Below are 21,530 nucleotides of genomic sequence, written 5' to 3' on the forward strand. Positions count from 1 at the left end.
CCCGATCCTCCACGCCGTGCGGCGGTACGACGACTCGGCCGGAGCGCGGGCGCCCATCTTCAGGCAGAGGATAGATCCGCGCGGACCAGGTGCGTCAATGCTCGGGAAGCTGGGAACGCGGGGGCAGTGGACGCGTCCCGCCGGCGATCGCGGCCAAGTGGACACCGCCCCGCAGAACGAGATGCAGATCGTGCACCCCGGTCACCTCCGCGGGCATCGGGGCGCTGACCGTGCGCCAGTCGTAGCGGCCGTGGGTGCCGGCGGGGACGTCGAGGACGGCGAGCAAGGTGCCGGTACCGGGGCCGCCGTCGGCGTAGATCTCGACGGTCGCGTCCTCCTCCGTCGCGCGGGACACCTCGGCCGTGATGACGCGCGGTCCGTCTGGCGTGCCGCCCAGGTCGACCGAGCGGTAGCGCAGTCCGCAGTGGATATGACCGGTTGCCGGCGTGACCGCCTCCCCCTTTTCCCGGGTGGCGTCGACGAGCGTGCCGCCCACGCACTCGTCGAAGTCGACGGCCTCCAGGCGTCCACCGCTGAGGCTGCGGGCGGGGAGGGCCGGCCCTGTCACGGTGAGGGGCGCTGTCAGCGCGATGGCTTCGGACGAGTGCCCGATCTGGATCTCGTACCGTCCCGGGTCCACGGCGAAGGCGCCGGCTGACACGGACCAGTGAGCCAAGGCCGCGACCGGCATGTCGAACTCCAGCCGCCGCCGTTCACCAGGGGCGAGGGAGACCTTGCGGAAGTCCGTCAGTCTGCGCCTGGGCGCGCGGTGGCGGGCGGCGACCGCGCGGGTGTAGAGCTGCACGGTCTCGGTGCCCGGGCGGGTTCCGGTGTTGGTGAGCTCGACGCTCACGGTCAGGGTGTCGTCCTGTGCTGCTTCCCGGGCGGACAGCCGGAGTTGGGAGTGGCTGAAGGTGGTGTAGGTCAGGCCGTGCCCGAAGGGGTACAGCGGTGCGGCGTCGTGGTACTGGTACGTCCAGCCGGCACTGATGATGTCGTAGTCGAGGCGGCCGGGCAGCGGGTCGTCGCCGCGGTACCAGGTCTGCGGGAGCCGTCCGGAGGGTTCGGCCTCGCCGAGCAGGATCGCGGCGAGTGCTCGGCCTGTCTCCTGCCCGCCGTGGGAGGTCCACACCACGGCGGGCAGGTGCTTGTCGGCCCAGTCGACGGCGTACGGGTAGCTGCTCATCACGACCAGCACCGCCTCGGGGCGCTCGGTGGCGACGGCGCGCAACAGGGCTTCCTGCGCGGGGGGCAGCGAGATGCCCGAACGGTCCTCGGTCTCACGGCCGTTGATGTGCGGGTCGTTTCCGAGGACGACCACGGCGACGTCCGCCGAGGCGGCGGCCGCGACGGCTTCGGCGATTCCGTCCCTGACGGCCGTTCGGGTCCAGCGTTCCGCCTTCTCGGGGGCTTCGGCGCAGAGGGTGACCCGGCCGGTGGCGGGGTCCAGGGCGGCGTATCGGCCGTTGCTGATGTTGCGCAGCAGTTCCGTGCCGTCCGGCTGAAGTTCCAGCCGGAAGGTCTCGTGGACGAACCAGCCGTTCGGCTGCGTCTGGTCGGCGGCGAGAGTGAGGTCGCCGTCCTTGAGGGTGACGTAGCGCTCCGTGCGCGCGTTGCGGAGGGTCAGTACGCCTTCGCCCCAGTCGAACAGGTCGTGGCAGGCGCTGTCGCCGCACTCCTGCTCGTCGGTGGAGGCGCCGGCCACCATCGGCCCGCCGGGGTCGAACGCCGGGACGCGCAGGAGGCCTCCGGTGGAGGCGGCTCGCAGCGTGATCCGGTCCACTCCCTCCGCACAGACCAGTTCGGCGCCGCCCTCCTTGAGCGCCGTCTCCAGGCCGGTGGCGACCGTGATGCGGTACGGCATGGTGCCGCTGTACCAGTCCTCGAAGAGGGTGTCCGCCAGTGGGCCGACGAGCGCCACGCGCCGGCCGGGTGCCGTTGAGAGCGGCAGTGCGCCGTCGTTCTTCAGCAGCACCACCGACTCGGTTGCGGCACGCAGGGCGAGCGCACGGTGTTCGGGGCTGTCCACGACGTCGTCGCGGATGCCGGCGTAGGGGTCGAGGTCCGGATCGAACTCGCCGAGGCGGAAGCGGATCGACAGGTGGCGTCGCGCGGCGCGGTCGATGTCGGCCTCGGTGAGCAGCCCGCGGTCGACCGCCGTGCGGAGTCTGCCGAGGGTGATGCTGCCGTCCTCGCGCTGTTCGGTGATGTTGTCGACGCCGGCGCGTACCGCGGCCGCGTGCGAGGTGGGGTGGTCGTCGAAGTAGTGCTCCGATTCGGTGAGGTTGGTCACGGCTCCGGCATCGCTGCAGACGAAGAGCTCGTGGCCGGTGGTCTGGGCCCAGCGCCGTACCTCGGTCTCCAGCAGTGGACTGACATGGCAGGGGCGGCCGTTGATGAGGTTGTAGGCCGGCATGACGCCGGTGGCGGCGCCGGACTCGATGGCCGGGCGGAAGGCGGCGAGGTCGTATTCGTGCAGCACCCTGGGCGGCACCACGGAGGAGGTGAGGTCGCGCTCGTCCTCGTTGTTGTAGGCGAGGAAGTGCTTGAGGAGGGGTGCCGTCCGCAGATGGACCGGGTGGTCCCCGGCCAGCCCGCGGCAGTAGCTGACGGAGAGCCGGCCGGTGAGCAGCGGATCCTCCGCGTATCCCTCCTCGTTGCGGCCCCAGCGGGGATCGCGCAGCAGGTTCACCACGGGGGCCCAGATCTGCAGGCTGTGCGGGTAGCCGTCACCGGAAGGGCGCTCGTGGAAGGCGCGGGCCTCGGTGCCGACGGCCGTGGCGACCTCGTGCAGCAGTTCCTCGTCCCAGGTGGCGCCCAGACCTACCGCCTGCGGGAACACGGTGGCCGGCCCCAGCCAGGACACGCCGTGCAGCCCTTCGGTGCCGGTCTTGAAGGAGGCCAGTCCGAGACGGGGGACTCCTGGTGAGTACTGGTAGAGCAGCTCGATGCGCTCGTCGAGCGTCAGCCGGGAGATCAGATCGTCGACTCGCCGTGCAAGGGGGAGCGCGGGGTCACGGAACGGCAGGTCGGTGGTGGGCGGCTCGGGGGCCGTGGCAGCGGTACTCACCTGAGATGTCCCTTGCAGGAGGTCGAAGGGGAAGGCGCGGGAGGCGTGGGCGACTGCGGCCCGGGCGGTGTGTGGCATTCCACGATCGCCCGTCGTGTTGTCGAAGCGCTTCGACGTTGACATGACGTTGAGTCATGTGTCAATCACAGTTCACCCAGCCATCTCAAGCCGTTGTTCCAGCGGCGGCACCCCTCTTCGAGAGTTCGTAGAGTGCAGCTCACCAGGAACGAAGTCGCGTGAAGAGTGGGGCGCACCGCCACTCCCGACCGCGCCTGTTACCGAAAAGTGACCTGAACGGCCCGTTGTCGTGTCTGGAAACACGGCCTTAGTGTCACCGAAACGTCGAAGCGCATCGACTCGGATTCCTCCCGCCTTCCCGACCTCAGGCCGGACGACTCGGGGTCGATCCGCCCGCCGGTCGGATCCACGCAAACGAAGGGCCGCACCGACATGAGCATCGAGATGAACCGCCGAGGACTGCTGGCCGCCGGCGCGGCCGCGGCCGCCCTCCCTCTGCTCGCCCCCTCCACCGCGTCCGCCCGCGCGGCCGGTACGGTCCGACGCACGCCCTACACCTTCCGCAACGCCGAGATAGTCGGCGGCGGCTTCGTCCACGGCATCGTCTTCAACCAGCGCGAACCCGGACTCGTGTACGCCCGTACCGACATCGGCGGCGCCTACCGCCTCGACACGGCGTCCCGGCGGTGGCTCCCCCTCACCGACTGGATCGGCTGGGACGAGTACGGACACACCGGCATCATCAGCATCGCCACCGACGAAGTAGACCCCGACCGCGTCTACCTGGCGGCGGGCACCTACACCCTTCCCGACTGGGACCCAAGCATGGCGGCGATCCTGCGCTCGACCGACCGCGGCCGCACATGGAAGACCACTCCCCTGCCGTTCCGGCTGGGCGGCAACATGCCCGGCCGGGGCATCGGCGAGCGGCTGGTGATCGACCCCAACCGCAACAGGATCCTCTACCTGGGAGTGCGCGGGGGCCACGGGCTGTGGCGCAGCACCGACCACGGCAGGACCTTCTCGAAGGTGACCGGCTTCCCCAACGCGGGCAACTTCGTCCCCGACCCCAGCGACCCCAATGGCTACAACGGCGACAACCTGGGCGTGCTGCAAGTCGTCTTCGACAAGCGCACCGGCAGAGCGGGCAGGGCCACCCGGACCCTCTACGTCACCGTGGCCGACACCGACAACATCCTGTACCGGTCCACCGACGCCGGAGCGACCTGGGAACGCGTCCCCGGACAGCCCACCGGCTTCATCCCGCACCACGCGGTCTTCGACCACGTCGGCGGCCACCTGTACCTGGCGACCAGCAACACCGCGGGCCCCTACGACGGCTCCAAGGGCGACGTGTGGAAGCTGGACACCGCCACCGACACCTGGACCCGCATCAGCCCGGTCCCGTCCACCAGCGCCGACGACACCTACGGTTACAGCGGCCTGACCATCGACCGGCAGAACCCCACCACCTTGATGGTGTCCACCCAGGTCAACTGGTCCCCCGACTGCATCCTCTTCCGCTCCACCGACGGCGGCGCGAGCTGGACCCGCGCGTGGGACTGGGGCACGCGTCCCCAGCGCACCCTGCGTTACGACATGGACATCTCGGCCGCCCCCTGGCTGACCTGGAACGCCTCCCCGTCGCTTCCCGAGATGACCCCCAAGCTGGGCTGGATGATGGAGTCCGTCCAGATCGACCCCTTCGACTCCGACCACTTCATGTACGGAACCGGCGCGACGATCTACGGCGCCAACAACCTGACCGACTGGGACAGCGGCGGCACGGTTCACCTGTCCGTGCGGGCCCAGGGCCTGGAGGAGTGCTCGATCGGCTGCGTGATCAGCCCGCCCGTCGGCCCGGCGCACCTCTTCTCCGGCGTCGGCGATGTCGGCGGCTTCCGGCACACGGATCTGCACAAGGCGACGAAGATGTACGACAACCCGACCTTCGGCGCCACCCCGGCCCTGGACTTCGCGGAGCTGGCACCGCACACCATCGTGCGGGTCGGCAACCCCACCAGCGGCTGGACCCAGCACTTCGCCATCTCCACCGACAGCGGCGCCACCTGGAGACCCTCGGGCAGCGAGCCGTCGGGCGTCACCGGGGCCGGGGGCGACGACCAGGCCGTCGCCATCAGCGCCGACGGCAGACGCATCGTCTGGTCACCGGCCGGCGCGCCGGTCAGCTGGTCCGACGACCACGGTGCCACCTGGACTGCTTCGAAGGGGCTCCCGGCCGGGGCCCCCGTGCGCTCGGACCGGGTGAACCCGGCGAAGTTCTACGGCTACGACTCCGGCGTCTTCTACCTCAGCACGGACGGCGGCAAGAGCTTCACGGCGACGGCGGCGAGCGGTCTGCCCACCGCGGGGAACGTCCGGTTCAAGCCGGTCCCGGGCCACGAGGGCGACATCTGGCTGGCCGGCGGCACCACCAAGCCCACCACCCCCACACCGTACGGGCTATGGCGGTCGACCGACTCCGGAACATCCTTCACCAGGGTCGAGGCGGTGGACGAAGGCGACGTCGTCGGTTTCGGGAAGGCCGCGCCCGGCGCCAAGTACCCCGCCGTGTACACCAGTTCCAAGATCCGCGGTGTGCGCGGCATCTTCCGGTTCGACGACACGGGCCGGACCTGGACGCGCATCAACGACGACCGCCACCAGTACGCCTGGACCGGCAACACTCTGACCGGAGACCCCCGGGTCTACGGCCGCGTCTACTTCGGGACCAACGGACGCGGAGTCATGTACGGCGACCCCAAGTGAGGTCTGACTTCCGGTGACCGCTCTCCGTCTCTGCCGTCCCGAAGGGGAGACCGACGTAGCCCTGCCGCCAGGGCAGGACGACCGACTTCTCCTCTCCTGTGTGATCCCCCCACTCAGCGCACATTCAGGAGGGCTGATGAAATTCCGTATCGGCTGGGCCGCGCTTCTCGCGGCTCTGGCTCTCGTCTTCACCCTGCCGAACTCGGCAGTGGCAGCGTCATCGACGTACTGGTTCAAGCACTACGCGACCGGCGGCAACGCCTCGACCTGGTACAGCAACGACGCCTCGTGGGGTGTGAACTCCTCGACCGGCACCGGCTTCGTCGCCATGGTCGACGGCAAGGACTGGGGCTATACGTCCCCGGTGACCACGCTCCCCAAGAAGCTCAGCGCCATCAGTCCCAACAACACGACGTGGTTCAGTCAGTCGGCATACCCGAACTCCGGTTCGTACTACGACGCCACGTACGACATCTTCATCGACCAGACCGCCGCGCCCACCAACCGCAACTCCCACAACGAGCTGATGATCTGGCTCAACTGGTCCAACACCAAACCTCTGGCCAACGCCTATGACGCAAGCGGCAACGCGATCCCGACCGCGACCAACGTCAGCCTCGGCGGCCGCACCTGGAACATCTACGAGTACAACTGGCCGGACGGTGTCAGCCACACCATCAGCTACCTGGACACGAGCAGGTCCGGCTGGTGGTCCGGAAGCCTCACCCCGTTCTTCAACTGGGGCATCAACAGGGGCTACTACACCAACGACCAGTACCTCAACAGCATCATGGCCGGCTGGGAGTTCGGGCCGGGCAACTACACCGCAAGCTCCTGGGGCGTCGCGGGCTTCTGACGCCGCGGCAAACCGAAGGGCGGACCGGTGACCGGCCGCCCTCCGCCCAAAAGCGCCGCCCGGCTCTCCGTACGGGGGGGTCGGGCGGCCCGGAAGCAGCGCCCGACTCTCCGCAGGGAGGCACCGTCATGACCCCACTTCCTGATGTCCGACGCGGGCGCCGAGAACCTGCGCCGTTACGTCGAGGGGGGCGGGACGCTGATCGTCCAGCACGCGAGTGTCTTCGTCGACGTGCGCCTGCACGCCCGGCTGGGCGGCTACCCCGGCCGGGCCGCTGCGCGAGGCACTGGGCATCCGCGTCGAGGAGTACCGGCCGCTGCGGCGGGAGGAGCGGATCGCCCTGTCGGACGGGTCGCACGGAACCGTCTGGAGCGAGTCCGTGCGCGAGGCTCGCCGCCTACACCCACGGCATGCTCACGGACAGCCCCGCACTGACCCGGCACCGCTACGGCACCGGGCAGGACTGGTACCTCTCGACCCGCCTTGAGGAGACCGACGACGGCGCCCTGGTCCGCCGGCTGCTCGAGGAGGCCGGCATCGAGCCCGAACTGCCAGGTCTGCCGCCCGGTGCCGAAGCCGTCACCCGGCGCGCGCCCGACGGCCGCCGCTGGCACGTCCTGATCAACCACCGCACCGACACCCTGCATCTGCCGGATCCCGCCTGCGACCTGCTCACCGGTGCCGTCGCACACGAAGTGCCGCCCGGTGCCTGCGCGGTGCTGCGCAAGCCCTGACCTGGAAGGCCACCATGGCCAAGGGACAGCAGACTGTCCATGGGGGCATGAGGCCCTCCAGCTCGGCATCGTCCTCGATGACAACGGCAGCCCGCGCCTGCCCCACTTCGGACTACTGGCGAGGCGGAGAGATCCCCCGCTGCGTCCCTGCCCCTGGTGGAGGGTGGCGGCCGCGGGGCACGGCCGCAGCTGGTCGGGCAGCCGTCTCGTCGACACCCGTCTCGGCGGGCGCCTTCGTCACCGGGCCCCACCACGCGATCAGCGACGGCGACTGGCACACGCCGAACATCCAACTCCACGCCCCGGAGACGGGGTTGGCTGCGGAGGTGACCTACCGGTCACCGGAGGGCGTGCCCGTGCTCCGCGATTGGGCCCCAGGGGCTCTGCGTTGTCTTCCGGCTCCTTGGCATCCGGCCGCGGAGCCCGCGCAAGAAACCGTTTGGCAGACCACGGCGGCCCTGCTACTTTCGCGGAGACCGTGCGAGAGAACGAGGAGGTGGTACCCGTGAACGTATCGACATGGGTGCTCTCCTCCGGGGTCACGGTCGGGCGATAGGTCGTCCGGGAGTGCCGTTCAACAGCTCTCCCGAAAGGCACGATCATGGCCCTTCACTTCACGTCCCGACAGCGCCTCGACGACGTCCTCGAACGCGAATTCACCCTCGGCGAGATCCCCGGCATCCTGTGGACGCCCGCCTCCGCATCCGCACCGACGCCGCTGATCCTGCTCGGCTCTCCCCCGCTCGGACTGCGCAGGATGTACCCCCGACTGGTGGCGCGGGCCCGGCAGGCCGCGGCAGACGGCTTCGCCGCGGCCACCATCGAGCTCCCCGGGAGCGGTGACCGACCCCGTTGGGCCGCCGCCGAGCAGGCCCGCGCCGACCTGCGCCGGGCCAGGGAAGCCGGCGAGCCGGTCAGCGACGAGATCATCGACGCCCTCATCCTCCCGCTCGTCGACAAGGCGGTCCCGGAATGGCAGGCCGCCCTGGACGCCCTCCTGTCGCTACCCGGGATCGGCGGCCCGGTCGGGTACTCGGGCGGAGTGATCTCCATCGGGATCCGGCTGGCGGCAGTCGAGCCGCGCATCGTGGCCGCCGGTCTCTTCGCCGGGAGTTTCGTGCCTCGCGCCGTGGTCGAGGAAGCCCGCCAGGTCACCATTCCGCTGCACGTCCTGCTGCAGTGGGACGACGAAGGAAACGACCGGCAGGCGGCCCTTGACCTGTTCGACGCCTTCGGCTCCAAGGAGAAGTCCCTGCACGCCAACATGGGCGGGCACACCGGCGTTCCGCAGTTCGCGGGGGACACCGCGGCCCAGTTCTTCACCCGGCACCTGAAGTGAGGCCGGGCCGCCAGGCCATCAGCAGACGGTAGGCCAGGTTGGCCAGGATGCTGCTCGTCGAGGGCAGGTCCCAGCGCTCCTCTGCTGTTCGTGCCGCGGGCCCCTGCCAACTCGGCAGAGGCCCGCGGCAGCCCGAAGCCATGAACTGTTCGATTTCTGCGGTGCTTCGCGTGCTGCCCAAGCTCGTGTCCAGGTGCTGCTGTCGGCTCTCGTCGACAAAACCAACCGTCCCGATCAGCCTGAGCAGAAGGCGCCGGTCGGCCTGCTCGTCGCCACCATCCGGCACGTCGCCCGGGCCGAGTACGGCTCCAGCCTCACTGACCGCGACGGTCACGAACGGCGCTAGGGAATGGCGGCTGCCGCCTTGGGGGCGGCGGCCATCCGCAGGCCGAGTTCCACGAGGGCCCAGCCGAGACGGATACGGAGGTCCCGGGGATGCCGGGCCTGTGCGGCGAGACGGTACACGTCGGCTTCGGCGCGGAGTTCGGCGGCGCAGGCGTGGTGCAGGACGAGATGGGTCTCGGGGCGCATCGGGCTGTTGCCTTTCAGTCCGTGGTGAGGGGAAACGCACGCGTCTGGATGCGTACTTGGGCGGTGTCGGCGTCGTCCTCGTCGACGGCCCGCTCGCGGTAGGCGTCGACGAGCGCGTGCATCTTCTCGACGAGTTCCCGGGTCAGTTCGGGCGTCAGCCGCAGTGTCGCACTGCTCATGTCCCAGGTGCGGTTCCATTCCTCCGGCCATGCCTGGCGGTTGCCGAGCCAGGTCGACAGGTCCCGGGTCTGGGAGGTGGCGACCTCGTGGAGGTACATGTCGGCGGCCCCGCGTACGTCCGGGCTGGCATCCGTGAGCAGTGCATCGTCGAAACGCAGGCCCTTGTGGACCGCCTTCCACCACCGTTCCCTGCCCTTGCCGCGTTCGGGGGCGTCCTCAATGAAGCCGTGAACGGCGAGCTGTCGCAGGTGATAGCTGGTCGCACCGCTTGACTCGCCCAACTTTTCGGCGAGTTGAGACGCTGTGGCCGGGCCGCCGAAGCGCAGAGCGTCCAGCAGCTGCATGCGCAGCGGGTGTGCGAGCCCGCGCAGGGATCGGGCATCGAGATTGCGGACGGGCGAGTCCCGGGGCTCGTTCATGCCTACAAAGATAGCGATGCAAAGGAATGCTTGCAATGAAATCTTTGCATCGAATGCTCTGGAGTGGCTCTGTGTCACACAGGCCGCCGCAGCGGTCGTCGGCGTCCGGCACGCCTCCGCGGGTCCTCGGGTCCGCCACGGCCGAGCAGCCCGCGGTAAGGCGCGCGACCGAGTGCCACGATCTCTGCGACGGTCAGGCGTCGACGCGCACCGGGGCGCGGCCGACGGGCTCGCGCAGGTGAAGGTGCATCAAGTCCTCATCGAGGAGCCGGGCACCGATGAGCGGTACGACGTGATCGTCTCCGGGCTGCCGCTGACCGACTTCAGTCCGGTAGAGGTCGAGCGCATCATGGCCCGGTATCTGGAACTCCAAGGCCCCCTCGTCGCCGGGGATCAGCCCATGCCACCCTCCGCCGGGGCGCGGCGGTGAACGCGCTGTCCGACCTCCTCAGCCACCTCCCCCGCGACCTCGGCCTACATGGTGGTGGCTGCGGCCGTCCCGGCCGAGTCGATCCCTCTGCTCGGCGCCTTCATCCCCACCCTCACGCTGCTCCTGACTGCCGGCGCGCTGACCCGTACCGGCCACATCGGCCTTCCTCTTGATCGGCGCGAATCTCGTAGCCGATGCGGAGTCGAGCGCGACCGTGAGCACTCTCGCGTAGGTCGAGGTCGTCATGGCGAGATGAGCCGAGAGCAGGAAAATCGAGGCAACAGCCTTCTCAAACGATCAGTCAGGCCCACAGATAGGCGGTTGCTCTGCGGAACAATCTGCTCCCGCTGTCCGTACTATCACTACACGCCAAGCCCTATTTTCCGTAGGCCCGTTTCGGCGGCGACCTCAACGAAAGGTCGGCATCATGTCCGAGAACACGACCGCTTCCACGGAACTGACCTCGCAATACGCCGCCCAGGTCACCAGTGACCTCGAGCGCAACCTCAAAGAGCAGGAACGCGTCAGCGGAGAAATCGCCGCGCTGCAGGAGCAGTTGGCCACCCTGCAGCACGATCACACCGTCCTGATGAACATGCAGCAGGCACTCGGCATCACTCTCCGCCCCGACAGTTCTGCCGCCGCACCCGAAAAAGCCACCGTGCCCGTTCCCCGCAAAAAATCCGCCACGACCCCGGGTAGCACCGCCCGGGCCACGAAAAACCCCACCTCGTCCAGCCGCACACGAGCACGTAAGGCGACCACCAAGGCCCCGGCCGCGGCTACGACAACGACACAGCCCTCCCTGGTCGAACTGATCCGCCAACACCTCGCCGGGCAGAGCGAACCGCGCTCCACCGCCGAAGTCGCCGCCGCCCTCGACCGGGCCCACCCCGACCGCGGCATCAAGAACACCGTGGTGCGCACCACCCTCGAAAACCTCGTCGCCAAGGGCCAGGCCCAGCGCACCAAGCAGGGCAGCTCCGTCTACTACATCGCCCCCGATACCTCCCAGCCCACGCCACCTTCCCCGACCGAATCTCAGCAGCAGGATGAGGCTAAGCCTGAGTAAGCACAGTTACCCTTCGGCCTCTCCCGGCGGTGGAGCAACCGCATGGCTTTGTCGATGACAATGCGGCGCTGGTCCAACTTGTGTGAGTGACCCAGACCTTGGGCCCGCGCTGCTACAGGGAAAACAGTCCGGCCGCCAAGCAGGGCAGCGCGCAGGACTCATCTCGGCCCGGCACGGCCTGCACAGCCTCGTGGCTGACGCCGGCGGGCGTCGGGAAAGCCTGGGTCGTCGCGACATGCCGTCTTGAGAGCGGCCCTACGTCCCGCTCCGAGCCCGTCGGCCCGCAGAAAGGCTTTCCAGAGCAGAACGCCGAGCGCTGTCAGCACCCCCAACAGGGTCGCAGCGATCACGGCCTTGACCAGGTGGCAATGGCGCCAGTAATCAACAACCCTCTCCAAGCCCGGGGAAAAGTTGAGGTCACCGGAACTCCAGTAGCCGACGAACGACGCGGAGAGGCTGTCGTTGAGGTGACGCTGGTCGCCGAAACCTCCACCGGACATGCTCCCCGCCAACGGGCCGGGGGCGTAGACGAAAGCCGGGACGAGGGCCACGGCAAGAGCGACGAGCACAGCAACTGCGCGACCAGGGATACCTGCGGATCGTGACAGTCGTCCGTGGGTGCCGGTGGGTCGTGACGTGGTTGTCATGCGGACGACCATTTCGCACCGGCACTCACCCGGTCACTGCGGTCCGCCATCCACTTGGGGTATGGCCTGCCACACCCCGACCATGATCCGCCGGACAAGGCCCTGAGCTGTTCCGCCTGCCCAGTCAGTGGAATCCGGTCGAGATCACGCCGTTCAGGCACCATCTGGCGGAGCCGGCCGAGCGGCGCAACCAAGACACCGTCAACATCGACCCCTTGGCCGCACTCGGCGGATGCGCGGCTGTCTGTCCAAGACCTTCTGACACTCTTCACCGGCCTGATCCACGAGGAAGCGGAGGTCGCCGCCGCGCGGTGACCTCACTGATGGCTCAGCCCCCAGTCCGGCCCTCGGGCCACCCCGCAGGAACACCGGTCACATCGCCCATGATCGGAATGCCGTCGCCGTTCCTGTGCAGGGTGGTGAAGGGGGCGGCCCGGAGGCCGGACGGCCTCTTGTCAGGCGCCGGCGCCGCCGTCCACCGGGACGATCGCGCCGGTCACATACGAGGCGCGGTCGCTGAGCAGCCAGGCGGCTGCCTCGGCGATCTCCCGGGGTTCGCCCATCCGCCCCAGCGGGATCCTCGCGCTCATCCCCTCGATGATGCCGGGAGTCGCCGCTTCCCATTCGTCGATCATTTCGGTGGCGGTGCCGCCGGGGGTGATGCCGTTGACCCGGATGTTGGCGGGGGCCAAGTCGACCGCGGCGGTCTCGGTGAGGCTGTTGAGCGCGCGCTTCATCGCCCCGTAGGCGGGCAGGGCGGGGTTGGCGCGGCGGCTGCCGATGCTGGAGGTGTTGACGATGGCCCCGCCGCCGCCCTGTCGCATGAGTGCGACCTCGGCGTTCATGGCGGTCCAGTGCGCGCGGAAGTTCACGGTGAACTGCTGGTCGATGTCCTCATCGGTGGTGGTGTCGACGGGGCCGGGCTGCTGGATCACCGCCCCGTTGTTGAATGCGCCGTCGAGCTGTCCGTGCAACTCCTCGACGCGGTCCACCGCCGCGCGGATGCTCGCACTGTCGGCGAGGTCCATGGTGACGGCGTCGGCGACGCCGCCGTCGGCGCGTATCTCCTTGACGACGGCCTCGAGGGCGTCGGTGCTGCGGGCGGCGAGCACGACGGCGGCGCCCTCTGCCGCGAAGAGCCGGGCCGCGGCCGCCCCGATGCCGCGGCTGGCGCCGGTGATGAAGATGACTTTGCCGGCGAGCAGGCCGACGGGTGCGCTGTCGCTGGTGTTCGTGTGGTTCGTCATGGCAACAGCCTTTGGCCGGTTGCCGGCCGGATACAGGCACAGCCTGTACCAGGATCCGCCGCCGGGCTGCGGGCACACTGGGCGTATGGACAAGCAGGAGCTCGGGGCGTTCCTCCGCAGCCGCCGCGAGCGGCTCCGCCCGCAGGACGTCGGCCTTCCCTCCGGACCGCGGCGCCGCACACCAGGTCTGCGTCGCGAGGAGGTGGCGGTCCTCGCACACATGTCCACCGAGTACTACATCCGACTCGAGCAGGGCAGGGCGCCACGCCCCTCGGGCGACGTCCTGGCCGCGATCGCGGGCGCGTTGCGGCTCACCGACGCCGAGTCCGACCACCTCCACGTCCTCGCGGGCACCGCGCCGAACCGCACCGGACTGCACCGGCGCGACGTCCGCCCCAGCATCCTCGCGCTCCTGGAACGGCTGCCGCAGACGGCCGGCTTCGTGCTGTCCGCCGCGTGCGAGGTCCTCGCCTGGAACGACCTCGCGGCCGCGCTCATGGAGGACTTCGCCCCGCTGTCCCCCAAGGACCGCAACCTCGCCCGCCGAGTCTTCCCCGGACCGCAGCACGCCGATACGACGCTCTACGGGATCTCCGACGCCGCCGACTTCCGGCTGAGCGTCGTGAGGCAGCTCCGCACCACCCTCGCCCGTTACCCGGCCGATCCCGCGGTGACCGGCCTCGTCGGCGAACTCCACGACATCAGCCCCGATTTCGCCCGGCTCTGGGAACGACACGACGTACAGGCTGCGCCGATGCTCACCAAGACGTTCCGCCACCCGGCCGTCGGAGAGGTCACGGTCGACTGCGACACGCTCACCCTCACCGACCGCGACCAGTACCTCGTGCTCTTCACCGCACCGCCGGGCTCCCCCGGCGCCGACGCCCTCGCCCTGCTGAACGTCCTGGGATCACAGGCCAGTCACTACCTGCCGTAGCACCACAGCCGGCCACCGCGAACACCAACGCCGACAGGACGGCTTCCTGATCCAGTCGGCGTTTCGGGTTGTATTGCAGGGAGGTCGCCGAGTCCACATACGCATCAACAGGACGAGAGCGGGATGGCCGCCCAAGACAGCCGGGCTCGCCGCCCTCTCCAGGACACCGACAACACCTGCCCGCCTACCTCGCCGTCAGTGCGGTGGCCAGTTCGTCCAGTCCGCTGCACCGCAGTTCGAAGACATCGGAACTCGTCGGCGGGTCCCCGACCGGTCGCTGAACGTAGGCTGTCTGCATCCCCGCCGCCTGAGCTCCGCGAAGATCCCAGGCGTGGGCGGCCACCATGAGCACGCGTTCTGGTGGACATCCGGCGGTGTCGATGGCGAGCTGGTAGACCTCAGGCGCCGGCTTGTAGGCCAGGACGGCTTCACTGGAGAGTGCTTGGTGCCAGCGCAGCCCGGCATGTGCGTTGAGGCGCAGCAGGGCGGTGCGGCCGGCGTTGGAGAGCCCGAGCACGGGGAATTGCTTCGCCATCCGTTCGAGTCCGGCGGCAGAGTCGCCCCAGGGAGGCAGGCGCTGACCCGCTGTGGCCAGCCGGGCGACGGTCGCCGGATCGGCGAGTCCGGCCTGGTCGACCACCTGTTGAGCCGCCTCTCCATCGATGATCTCGGTGTTGGCGTACGCACGAAGCCCTTGCGCGATGCGTTGCTGCTCAAGCTCTACATGCTGCTGCCACGAGGTGAGCAGCTCGTCGGCAGACGCGTCGTCGGACGCAGGCACGGCCTCGCGAATTGCCGCTCGAAGCCCGCTGGTTTCGTCGACCATTGTTCCGAGGACGTCGAAGACGACAACTTCGATGTCGCAGATCCCGGCCATCCGGTCCCCTGTTCGTGCTGGTGTCAACAGCTCAGCAGGGAAAGACCTTGCCCCGAATATCGTCACCAGTCAAGATGGTGACGAGGCTATCGCCGACGGTGCCGCGCACGGCAACACCGTGGAGTACACCACCGAGCTCGCCGTCCTCGAAGAGGACCTGTGGCACCCGGGCCGGCACGACGTCGACGACCCGGTCACCCAGGACCAGTGGGGCACCGCCGACCCGATGAGCGAGTCGGTCGCCAAGGAGCAGTTCAACGACCCCGACGTGTTTTTCGAAGCACCGCCCGTGTGATCCGACTCTTCCGAGAAAGGCCGTAGTTGTGGCAGAGATCCTGAAGCACGCCGTCCCCAAGGCCGAGGTGACCGCCTCCCTCGGGCAGGTCCGCGAGACCGTTGCCGGCGTCATCGCGGACATCCGCGAGCGCGGCGACAAGGCCGTGCGTGAGTACTCCGAGAAGTTCGACAAGTGGAGCCCCGGTTCCTTCCGGCTGAGCGAGGAGGAGGTCGAGAAGATCGTCGCGTCGGTGCCGCAGCAGGTCATCGACGACATCTGCTTCGTCCAGGAGCAGGTTCGCACCTTCGCCCGCCACCAGCTGGACTCGCTGCGGGAGTTCGAGGTGGAGACCCTGCCGGGCGTCTGGCTCGGCCAGAAGCACATCCCGGTGCAGGCCGCGGGCGCCTACGTCCCCGGTGGCCGCTACCCGCTCACCGCCTCCGCCTACATGACCATCGTCACCGCCAAGGTGGCCGGCGTGCCCCGGGTCGTCGCCTGTACGCCCCCGATCCGCGGCGAGATCCCGGCCGCCACCGTCGCCGCCATGCACCTGGCGGGCGCGGACGAGATCTGGCTGCTGGGCGGCGTCCAAGCGGTGGCCGCGATGGCCGTCGGCACGGACACCATGGAGCCGGTCAACCTGATCGCCGGCCCCGGCAACGCGTATGTCGCCGAGCCCAAGCGGCAGTTGTTCGGCGAGATCGGCATCGACCTGTTCGCCGGTCCCACCGAGATCCTGGTGCTGGCAGACGAGCACGCCGACCCCTTCGTATGCGCCGTTGACCTGCTCTCCCAGGCCGAACACGGCCCGGACTCGCCCGCCGTGCTCATCACGACATCCCGCGAGGTCGCCGAGCGGACCATCGCCGAGGTGGAGCGGCTGCTGCCGACCATGCCCACCCGGGACTTCGCCGAGCCCGCCTGGCGGGATCACGGCCAGGTGCACGTCGTCGACTCGGTCGACGAACTGTACGCGCTCGCCAACGAGTTCGCGTTCGAGCACGTGGAGGTACTCACCGCCGAGCCGAGGCTCGCGCTGGAGCGCATGACGCAGTACGGTGCTCTGTTCCTCGGCGAGGGCACCTGCGTGTCTTTCGGCGACAAGGTGATCGGTACCAACCACGTCCTGCCGACGCGTGGCGCGGCCCGCTACACCGGCGGCCTGTGGGTCGGTAAGTACCTGAAGACGGTCACGTACCAGGAGGTCACCAACACCGACGCGCAGACCCTGCTCGGCCGGCTGTGCGGGCGGGCCGCGCGGGTGGAGCTGTTCGAGGGGCACGCGCGCTCCGGTGACGTCCGGGCCGCGAAGGTGGCGGGCGACGAGCTTGCCTGGAACACGGCATGAGTCTCGACGGCCGTACGGCGCTGGTCACAGGTGGCGGAGGGCCGCTGGGGCGGGCCTTCGCACTCGCCCTGGCGGCGGCCGGGCCCGGGTGGTCCTGATCGGCGCCGAGCTGCTACCCCGGCGGCTGAAGAGTTCACTCTACGTGGGCCCGCTACGGCGATGGGCGCCAGCCCTGTGGTCGGCGCCCACCCGGAACCGGGTCCGGTCAGAACTTGCCGGGAGTCAAGCCGAGGGTGTTGGTCGGGTCGGCCGGGTCCGGACCGACGACCTGGCCGACGTGGAGCTGCACCTGCGAGCGGAACCGCTCCACCGCGTCCCGGTCGCTCATGAACGCCTCAAACCCGGCCACATCGGTCTGGTGATACGTGGCCAGCGGCCGCAGCCCGGCCGGTGGGGCGACGTCCTTGCGCACCGACCAGGTCCACGGAGCGATCAGCTGTTGCTGGGCGGTCCGCGACGTCAGCCAGCTCAGGAACAGCTTCGCGGCGGCCTTGTGCGGAGCGTTCTTGAAGATCGCACCGTGCTGCACCCAGCTGTTGAACGGGTCGTTCGCCGGGAAGATCATGGTCGCGTTCGGCGTCGGATCGCCCGCCGTGCCGAGCGTCGCCAGGTAGTCCCCAGCCGCCACGGGTCCGGCCGAGAACGGCGTGCCGCGCACGAACGCGGGGTTCTGTGCGACCAGGGAACGCAGCCAGGTCCAACCGTACTTGTCGACGGTCAGCTTGAAGTCGTAAAGGACGGCGTCGTCATCGTTCGGGTACGTGAAGATCAGCTTCTTCTTGAACTCCGGCTTCAGTAGATCGGCCGCGGTGAACGCCGACGGATCCGACCCGGCCGCCTTGGTGTTCACCATGTCGGCGAAAGCGCCGTAGAACACGCCGGTCCAGTAGCCCTGCGGGTCCTTGGCGTTGTCGAAGACCTCGCCGGAGCCGATGGGCCGGTACTTCAGCAACTGGCCGGCGCTCTTCCAGCGGTCGAAGTCCTGCACGGTCTGCAGCACGGCCACGTCAGCCACTTGGTCGTGGGTGGCGATCTGGTTGTCGATCCGAGCGTCGTGGATCTTGCTCAGATCGGTGACCAGATGGATTTTGACGCCGGGGAACTGCGCGGCGAACGCCTTGGCGATGAAATCCCACTGTCCCGGCTTGTCGCCGCCCATGTAGACGGTCACTTCGCCGCCATCGGCCTCGGCCTGGCGGTAGAGCGCCTGCAACTTCGCCTGCTCGCCCGACGCGCCGGCCGTTGCCTTCGTGCTCGCATCGGCGACGGCGTAGCTCGCGCCTGCCCCCATCGCCACGACGGCCGCCACCAGCGCGGCCCCGGCCTTCCTGGTGATCCTCATGACATCTCCCAAGAGTTTGAGCTCTCAAACATCTGGGTCGACGATAGTCCAATCTGTTTGAGAGTACAAACCTTCGGATATGCTGGTGTGATGAGCGACACCCCATGGCTCTCCGAGGAGGAGATGCGCGCCTGGCTGGCCTACATCGACCTCTCCACGCTGCTGGGCGACTACCTGGAGCGGCAGCTGCAACGGGCCGCCGGCCTGTCACACGCGACGTACAACCTGCTCAGCCGGTTGTCCGTGGCCCCCGACCGGTCGCTGCGGATGAGCGACCTCGCCGAGCACCTGAAGGTCACCCGCAGCCGGCTCTCGCACGCACTGTCGGCGCTGGAAAAACGCGGCTGGGCGAGACGCACCGACGACCCGACGGACCAGCGCGGCCAACTCGCCGTGCTCACCGACGAAGGCTTCGCCGTCCTCGCCGCCGCAGCCCCCGGTCACATCGCGGCGGCGCGCCGGGCGATGTTCGACCACCTCACGCCTGACCAGGTCCGCCAGTTCGCAGAGATCGGCGAGGCCATCATCAAGGGCCTCACCCACGAGGACGACTATCAGGCCGAGCTCCCTTGGCGGCGCAGATAGCGCGCACCGGTCTGCCGACTGGGAGACGGCGATCCTGGAGCGCTCACATGCCGCTGCCGTCCGACGTCGGCGCTGCGCCGGCCGACTGACTGCGCCACGGTCGTCGTCCTTCGACCTGCCGAGAGGTGTTCACTTGCGTCCTGGGTCCGGTGGCGCCGATCAACAAGCGCTGTCAAGACTCATCAACACCTCAAGGCCGGCTGACCCCCGACCGCTGCCAGAACTCATCGACAAGTGCTGTCGCTAGTCATAGACGAAGCCAGGCGGTCTTCTCGTATGTGATGGCGAGGCCGCGGGAGTCATGGAGCCGGTTGACACAGTGCTCGATGGTGTCGCGCCGGCGCCGACGGGAGGTCTCCCGATCGAATCCTGCTGGTCTGCCACCGCGCTGGCCGCGAGCCGGCCGGAACTGCCTCGCCAGAGCCAGGGCCAGGGCCAGGGCCCGGACGGCGGGCCTTCCGGATGCGCATGCCCCGGGGTTCCAGGCCGTGCCACTTGCGTCATCAACGACAAGCCGCGATTCGCGACCACTTCGTCATCAGGCTCGACAAGACGGACAAGCCCTCCGGCGACCAGCCTCTCGTCGATGGCGTCCCGCCAGGTGACACCGCGCGGGACGCGATGACCCTCTCGACCACCTCCGTCGACCCAGCGCGTCGCGCGCGAGCGACGGGCTGCTCGCTGTAATACAGGGGGACTTGACGGACACAGCACTGAAATAGGCAAGAGATGCCCGGAGTTCGACACTAGATCCAAAGCTCCCTGCAGCCGGAACCCGCAGCAGACCTCCGATCAGACTGATTACCCGTCATTTCCCTGGACAGTGCAGTCTTTCGATCAGAATCTGGACGGAAACGACGACTTGCAGATGTGCGACGTACGTGACCCGCCGCGAGCAAGCTGTGTGATGTTCCGTGGCCACCGATCAGCATTCCGGTACGAATCAAACCCATAGAGCGCGATACCTACCGGTAGTTCGTTGAACTCGTCGGTCGGTGGGGCTGACGGCTGAGTGGGTCGATCGTACTGCGATGGGGTGTCGAGTTTCGGGGGCGAGGATGACCGAGCGACGTCCGTGTCCGCCGGCGCCGAGGCCGTTGGAGGAGTACGCGGCGGCAACCTTCTCGTCCTCTGCGGCAACTAGGAGCCGGAAGGCCGACTCGAACTACCGGATGGACGGGCATGAGGGCAACGAAGCACGCCGCGCCGCAACCGTGGCGCAGGCGCGGAATGGTCACGGGCAATCCCTTGGCGCTGCTCGTCGCCGCCGTGCAGCCGGACGTCGCGCAGCCGACCGGCGTCCGGTTCGCCCGGCCTTGACCAGCCCGCCGGCCGGCCTGCACCGCCCCGCAACCATGCACGACCGCCGTTCGCATCCCGGGCTGGGCACTGTTAGGCTGCGCCCCCCGTTGCTGAACACGCAACTAACGCGCACATCATGGCAAGGAGAGGGCGACGGGGGGATGGTCCTCGATGACGCGTCCGCGGAGTTCCACGAATTCTTCGAACGCCACTATGCCGAGCTCGCCCGTCTGGCACACCTACTGACCGGCGAGACCGATGCGGCGGACGACCTCGCGGCGGATGCCCTGGTCGCCCTGTGGCAGCGCTGGGACCGGTTGCGGCAGGCCGACCACCCGCTCGCCTACGCTCGCGGTGTGGTGGCCAACCTGGCGCGGGGGCGCATCCGCAGCACGGTGCGGGAGCGACGCCGGATCACACTGTTCTGGTCCCGCAGCCCCGAGAAGGTGGAGGGGCCCGACATGGCGGCCGTGCTGGACGTCCGCGCGGCGCTCGCCCGGCTGCCATTCCGCAAGCGCGCCTGCGTGGTGCTCCGACACGCCCTCGACCTGTCGGAGAAGGAGACGGCGGCAGCGCTGGGCATATCGGTCGGAACGGTGAAGAGCCAGACCTCGAAGGGAATGGCCGAGCTGGAAAAGCTACTGGGCGCACGCGCGGCCGGGGACCTGGTGCCAGGGAGGAGGAACCGGTGAACGAGGAGATCGACCGTCGGCTGCGCGAGGCCGCCGAGGCCCATCGGCCCGACCGCGCGCGGATGCTGGCTCGGGTGGAACGCGGCATGGCCGGCCCCGCCGTCCGTCACCGCGCGCGACCGTTCGCGCGGTCCGGCACCAGGGTCGCCCTCGCCGGGCTCGCCGTCGGCGGCATCCTGACGACCGGCGGCCTCGCCGTCGCCGCCATCGTCGCGACCCCGGCGCCGTCGCCCACCGTGACCACGCCTGCCGCCCCGTCCTCGACCGTCAGCTCCCCGCACCCGACATCGGCCCGCCCCACCCCTGTCGCGCCGCCCCCGGTCACCACCCCGGGCAGCTCGCGCCCGACTCCGCCGGCCACCAGTTCCTCGCCGACCGCCGGCGAGAACCAGAACGGCCCGCTGTGGTCGGCCGGCTCGCTGGATCCGAAGAGCACCGTCTACTGGACGCAGAGCAACCTCGTCCTCAAGACGACCCAGCCGCTCACCTCGCTCACGGTCGAGATCCGGATCGTGCAGACCGGCAGGGCGAAGAGCACCGGCACCTGGCAGACCCTGCCGAATGGTGACTTCACCGTCACCGTCCAGGAGGCCGGCGGCGCGCTGGTCTACCGCTGGGTCCTCAAGCCGGGCCTGACCGTGCCGGCCGGGAACCATGAGTTCGCCGCCCAGTTCAACAACGGCCCCGGCGTGCGCAGTGCCGCGGGCGACGGCTACCGCGTCGACGCACAGGGTACGGGCGGCTCCGCGTCGGTCCGGGGAGGGTTCGTCCCGACGCGGTGAACGCGGCTGTGCGGCAGGGCGACGACGACGGCCGTGAGAATGGCTTCCCTTGATCGCGGCAACCTTTGGTGAGCGT

Annotated in this window: 19 protein-coding genes and 1 pseudogene; 13 read left to right on the forward strand and 7 right to left on the reverse strand. The window is 69.1% G+C overall.

Annotated elements, in window-relative coordinates; genetic code table 11:
- Positions 1-94: 94 nt before the first annotated feature.
- Positions 95-3,070, reverse strand: coding sequence for a glycoside hydrolase family 3 protein (locus EDD92_RS01615; protein ID WP_123962515.1), 2,976 nt, complete (start codon positions 3,068-3,070; stop codon positions 95-97).
- Between the two features lie 462 nt (positions 3,071-3,532).
- Between EDD92_RS01615 and EDD92_RS01620 the strand changes: the two genes are divergently transcribed.
- The 4 genes from EDD92_RS01620 (at position 3,533) to EDD92_RS01640 (ending at position 8,786) form a co-directional block, all read left to right on the forward strand.
- Complete coding sequence (locus EDD92_RS01620; protein WP_399185360.1) at positions 3,533-5,857, forward strand: sialidase family protein; 2,325 nt, start codon at positions 3,533-3,535, stop codon at positions 5,855-5,857.
- A 136-nt stretch (positions 5,858-5,993) separates the two neighbouring features.
- On the forward strand, positions 5,994-6,713 hold the full coding sequence (locus EDD92_RS01625; protein WP_123962517.1) for a GH12 family glycosyl hydrolase domain-containing protein: 720 nt from the start codon (positions 5,994-5,996) through the stop codon (positions 6,711-6,713).
- 410 nt (positions 6,714-7,123) lie between these two features.
- Positions 7,124-7,447 carry a beta-galactosidase trimerization domain-containing protein gene (locus EDD92_RS50775; protein ID WP_260326276.1) on the forward strand — a complete coding sequence of 108 codons (324 nt, stop codon included), beginning with the start codon at positions 7,124-7,126 and terminating at the stop codon, positions 7,445-7,447.
- 601 nt (positions 7,448-8,048) lie between these two features.
- On the forward strand, positions 8,049-8,786 hold the full coding sequence (locus EDD92_RS01640) for an alpha/beta hydrolase (protein ID WP_123962518.1): 738 nt from the start codon (positions 8,049-8,051) through the stop codon (positions 8,784-8,786).
- Here the strand turns inward: EDD92_RS01640 and EDD92_RS01645 are convergent.
- The 3 genes from EDD92_RS01645 to EDD92_RS01655 are packed head-to-tail and all read right to left on the reverse strand — an operon-like array spanning position 8,767 to position 9,916.
- Complete coding sequence (locus tag EDD92_RS01645) at positions 8,767-9,120, reverse strand: hypothetical protein (RefSeq protein WP_123962519.1); 354 nt, start codon at positions 9,118-9,120, stop codon at positions 8,767-8,769. The genes EDD92_RS01640 and EDD92_RS01645 overlap by 20 nt on opposite strands.
- An 8-nt stretch (positions 9,121-9,128) precedes the next feature.
- The gene (locus tag EDD92_RS01650; protein ID WP_123962520.1) at positions 9,129-9,317 is read right to left on the reverse strand and encodes a hypothetical protein; all 189 of its coding nucleotides are present in this window, start codon (positions 9,315-9,317) and stop codon (positions 9,129-9,131) included.
- Positions 9,318-9,331: 14 nt separating this feature from the next.
- Entirely contained in the window at positions 9,332-9,916 is a 585-nt protein-coding gene (locus tag EDD92_RS01655; protein WP_123962521.1) for a transcriptional regulator, read from the reverse strand.
- 172 nt (positions 9,917-10,088) lie between these two features.
- Between EDD92_RS01655 and EDD92_RS50780 the strand changes: the two genes are divergently transcribed.
- Both EDD92_RS50780 and EDD92_RS01675 read left to right on the forward strand, forming a co-directional pair.
- Positions 10,089-10,346 carry a hypothetical protein gene (locus tag EDD92_RS50780; protein ID WP_260326277.1) on the forward strand — a complete coding sequence of 86 codons (258 nt, stop codon included), beginning with the start codon at positions 10,089-10,091 and terminating at the stop codon, positions 10,344-10,346.
- 427 nt (positions 10,347-10,773) lie between these two features.
- Entirely contained in the window at positions 10,774-11,418 is a 645-nt protein-coding gene (locus EDD92_RS01675; protein WP_123962522.1) for a hypothetical protein, read from the forward strand.
- A gap of 1,102 nt (positions 11,419-12,520) precedes the next feature.
- On the opposite strand, the gene EDD92_RS01680 is transcribed toward EDD92_RS01675, so the two are convergent.
- Positions 12,521-13,312 carry an SDR family NAD(P)-dependent oxidoreductase gene (locus EDD92_RS01680; protein ID WP_123962523.1) on the reverse strand — a complete coding sequence of 264 codons (792 nt, stop codon included), beginning with the start codon at positions 13,310-13,312 and terminating at the stop codon, positions 12,521-12,523.
- A gap of 85 nt (positions 13,313-13,397) precedes the next feature.
- Between EDD92_RS01680 and EDD92_RS01685 the strand changes: the two genes are divergently transcribed.
- Positions 13,398-14,249: a helix-turn-helix transcriptional regulator gene (locus EDD92_RS01685; protein WP_123962524.1), complete on the forward strand. Its 852-nt coding sequence runs from the start codon at positions 13,398-13,400 to the stop codon at positions 14,247-14,249.
- Between the two features lie 184 nt (positions 14,250-14,433).
- On the opposite strand, the gene EDD92_RS01690 is transcribed toward EDD92_RS01685, so the two are convergent.
- On the reverse strand, positions 14,434-15,126 hold the full coding sequence (locus EDD92_RS01690) for a haloacid dehalogenase type II (protein ID WP_123962525.1): 693 nt from the start codon (positions 15,124-15,126) through the stop codon (positions 14,434-14,436).
- A 106-nt stretch (positions 15,127-15,232) separates the two neighbouring features.
- Between EDD92_RS01690 and EDD92_RS01695 the strand changes: the two are divergent.
- Both EDD92_RS01695 and hisD read left to right on the forward strand, forming a co-directional pair.
- A pseudogene (locus tag EDD92_RS01695) lies at positions 15,233-15,421 on the forward strand (oxidoreductase); the annotation flags it as partial.
- A gap of 28 nt (positions 15,422-15,449) precedes the next feature.
- Entirely contained in the window at positions 15,450-16,751 is a 1,302-nt protein-coding gene (hisD, locus tag EDD92_RS01700; RefSeq protein WP_123962526.1) for a histidinol dehydrogenase, read from the forward strand.
- Between the two features lie 205 nt (positions 16,752-16,956).
- Here hisD and EDD92_RS01710 read toward each other — a convergent pair whose 3' ends face one another.
- Entirely contained in the window at positions 16,957-18,093 is a 1,137-nt protein-coding gene (locus tag EDD92_RS01710) for an ABC transporter substrate-binding protein (protein ID WP_260326278.1), read from the reverse strand.
- A gap of 90 nt (positions 18,094-18,183) precedes the next feature.
- Between EDD92_RS01710 and EDD92_RS01715 the strand changes: the two genes are divergently transcribed.
- The 4 genes from EDD92_RS01715 (at position 18,184) to EDD92_RS01725 (ending at position 21,454) form a co-directional block, all read left to right on the forward strand.
- Positions 18,184-18,678, forward strand: a complete 495-nt coding sequence (locus EDD92_RS01715; protein ID WP_123962527.1) for a MarR family winged helix-turn-helix transcriptional regulator — start codon at positions 18,184-18,186, stop codon at positions 18,676-18,678.
- A gap of 1,182 nt (positions 18,679-19,860) precedes the next feature.
- Complete coding sequence (locus tag EDD92_RS49700; RefSeq protein ID WP_185123897.1) at positions 19,861-19,998, forward strand: hypothetical protein; 138 nt, start codon at positions 19,861-19,863, stop codon at positions 19,996-19,998.
- A 143-nt stretch (positions 19,999-20,141) separates the two neighbouring features.
- A complete protein-coding gene (locus EDD92_RS01720) occupies positions 20,142-20,672 on the forward strand; it encodes a SigE family RNA polymerase sigma factor (RefSeq protein ID WP_123962528.1) in 531 nt (176 codons plus the stop codon).
- Positions 20,669-21,454 carry a hypothetical protein gene (locus tag EDD92_RS01725; RefSeq protein WP_123962529.1) on the forward strand — a complete coding sequence of 262 codons (786 nt, stop codon included), beginning with the start codon at positions 20,669-20,671 and terminating at the stop codon, positions 21,452-21,454. The genes EDD92_RS01720 and EDD92_RS01725 overlap by 4 nt, the downstream gene beginning before the upstream one ends.
- The last annotated feature ends 76 nt before the right edge of the window (positions 21,455-21,530 follow it).

The organism is Streptomyces sp. TLI_185 (assembly GCF_003814765.1).
Lineage (GTDB): Bacteria > Actinomycetota > Actinomycetes > Streptomycetales > Streptomycetaceae > Streptomyces.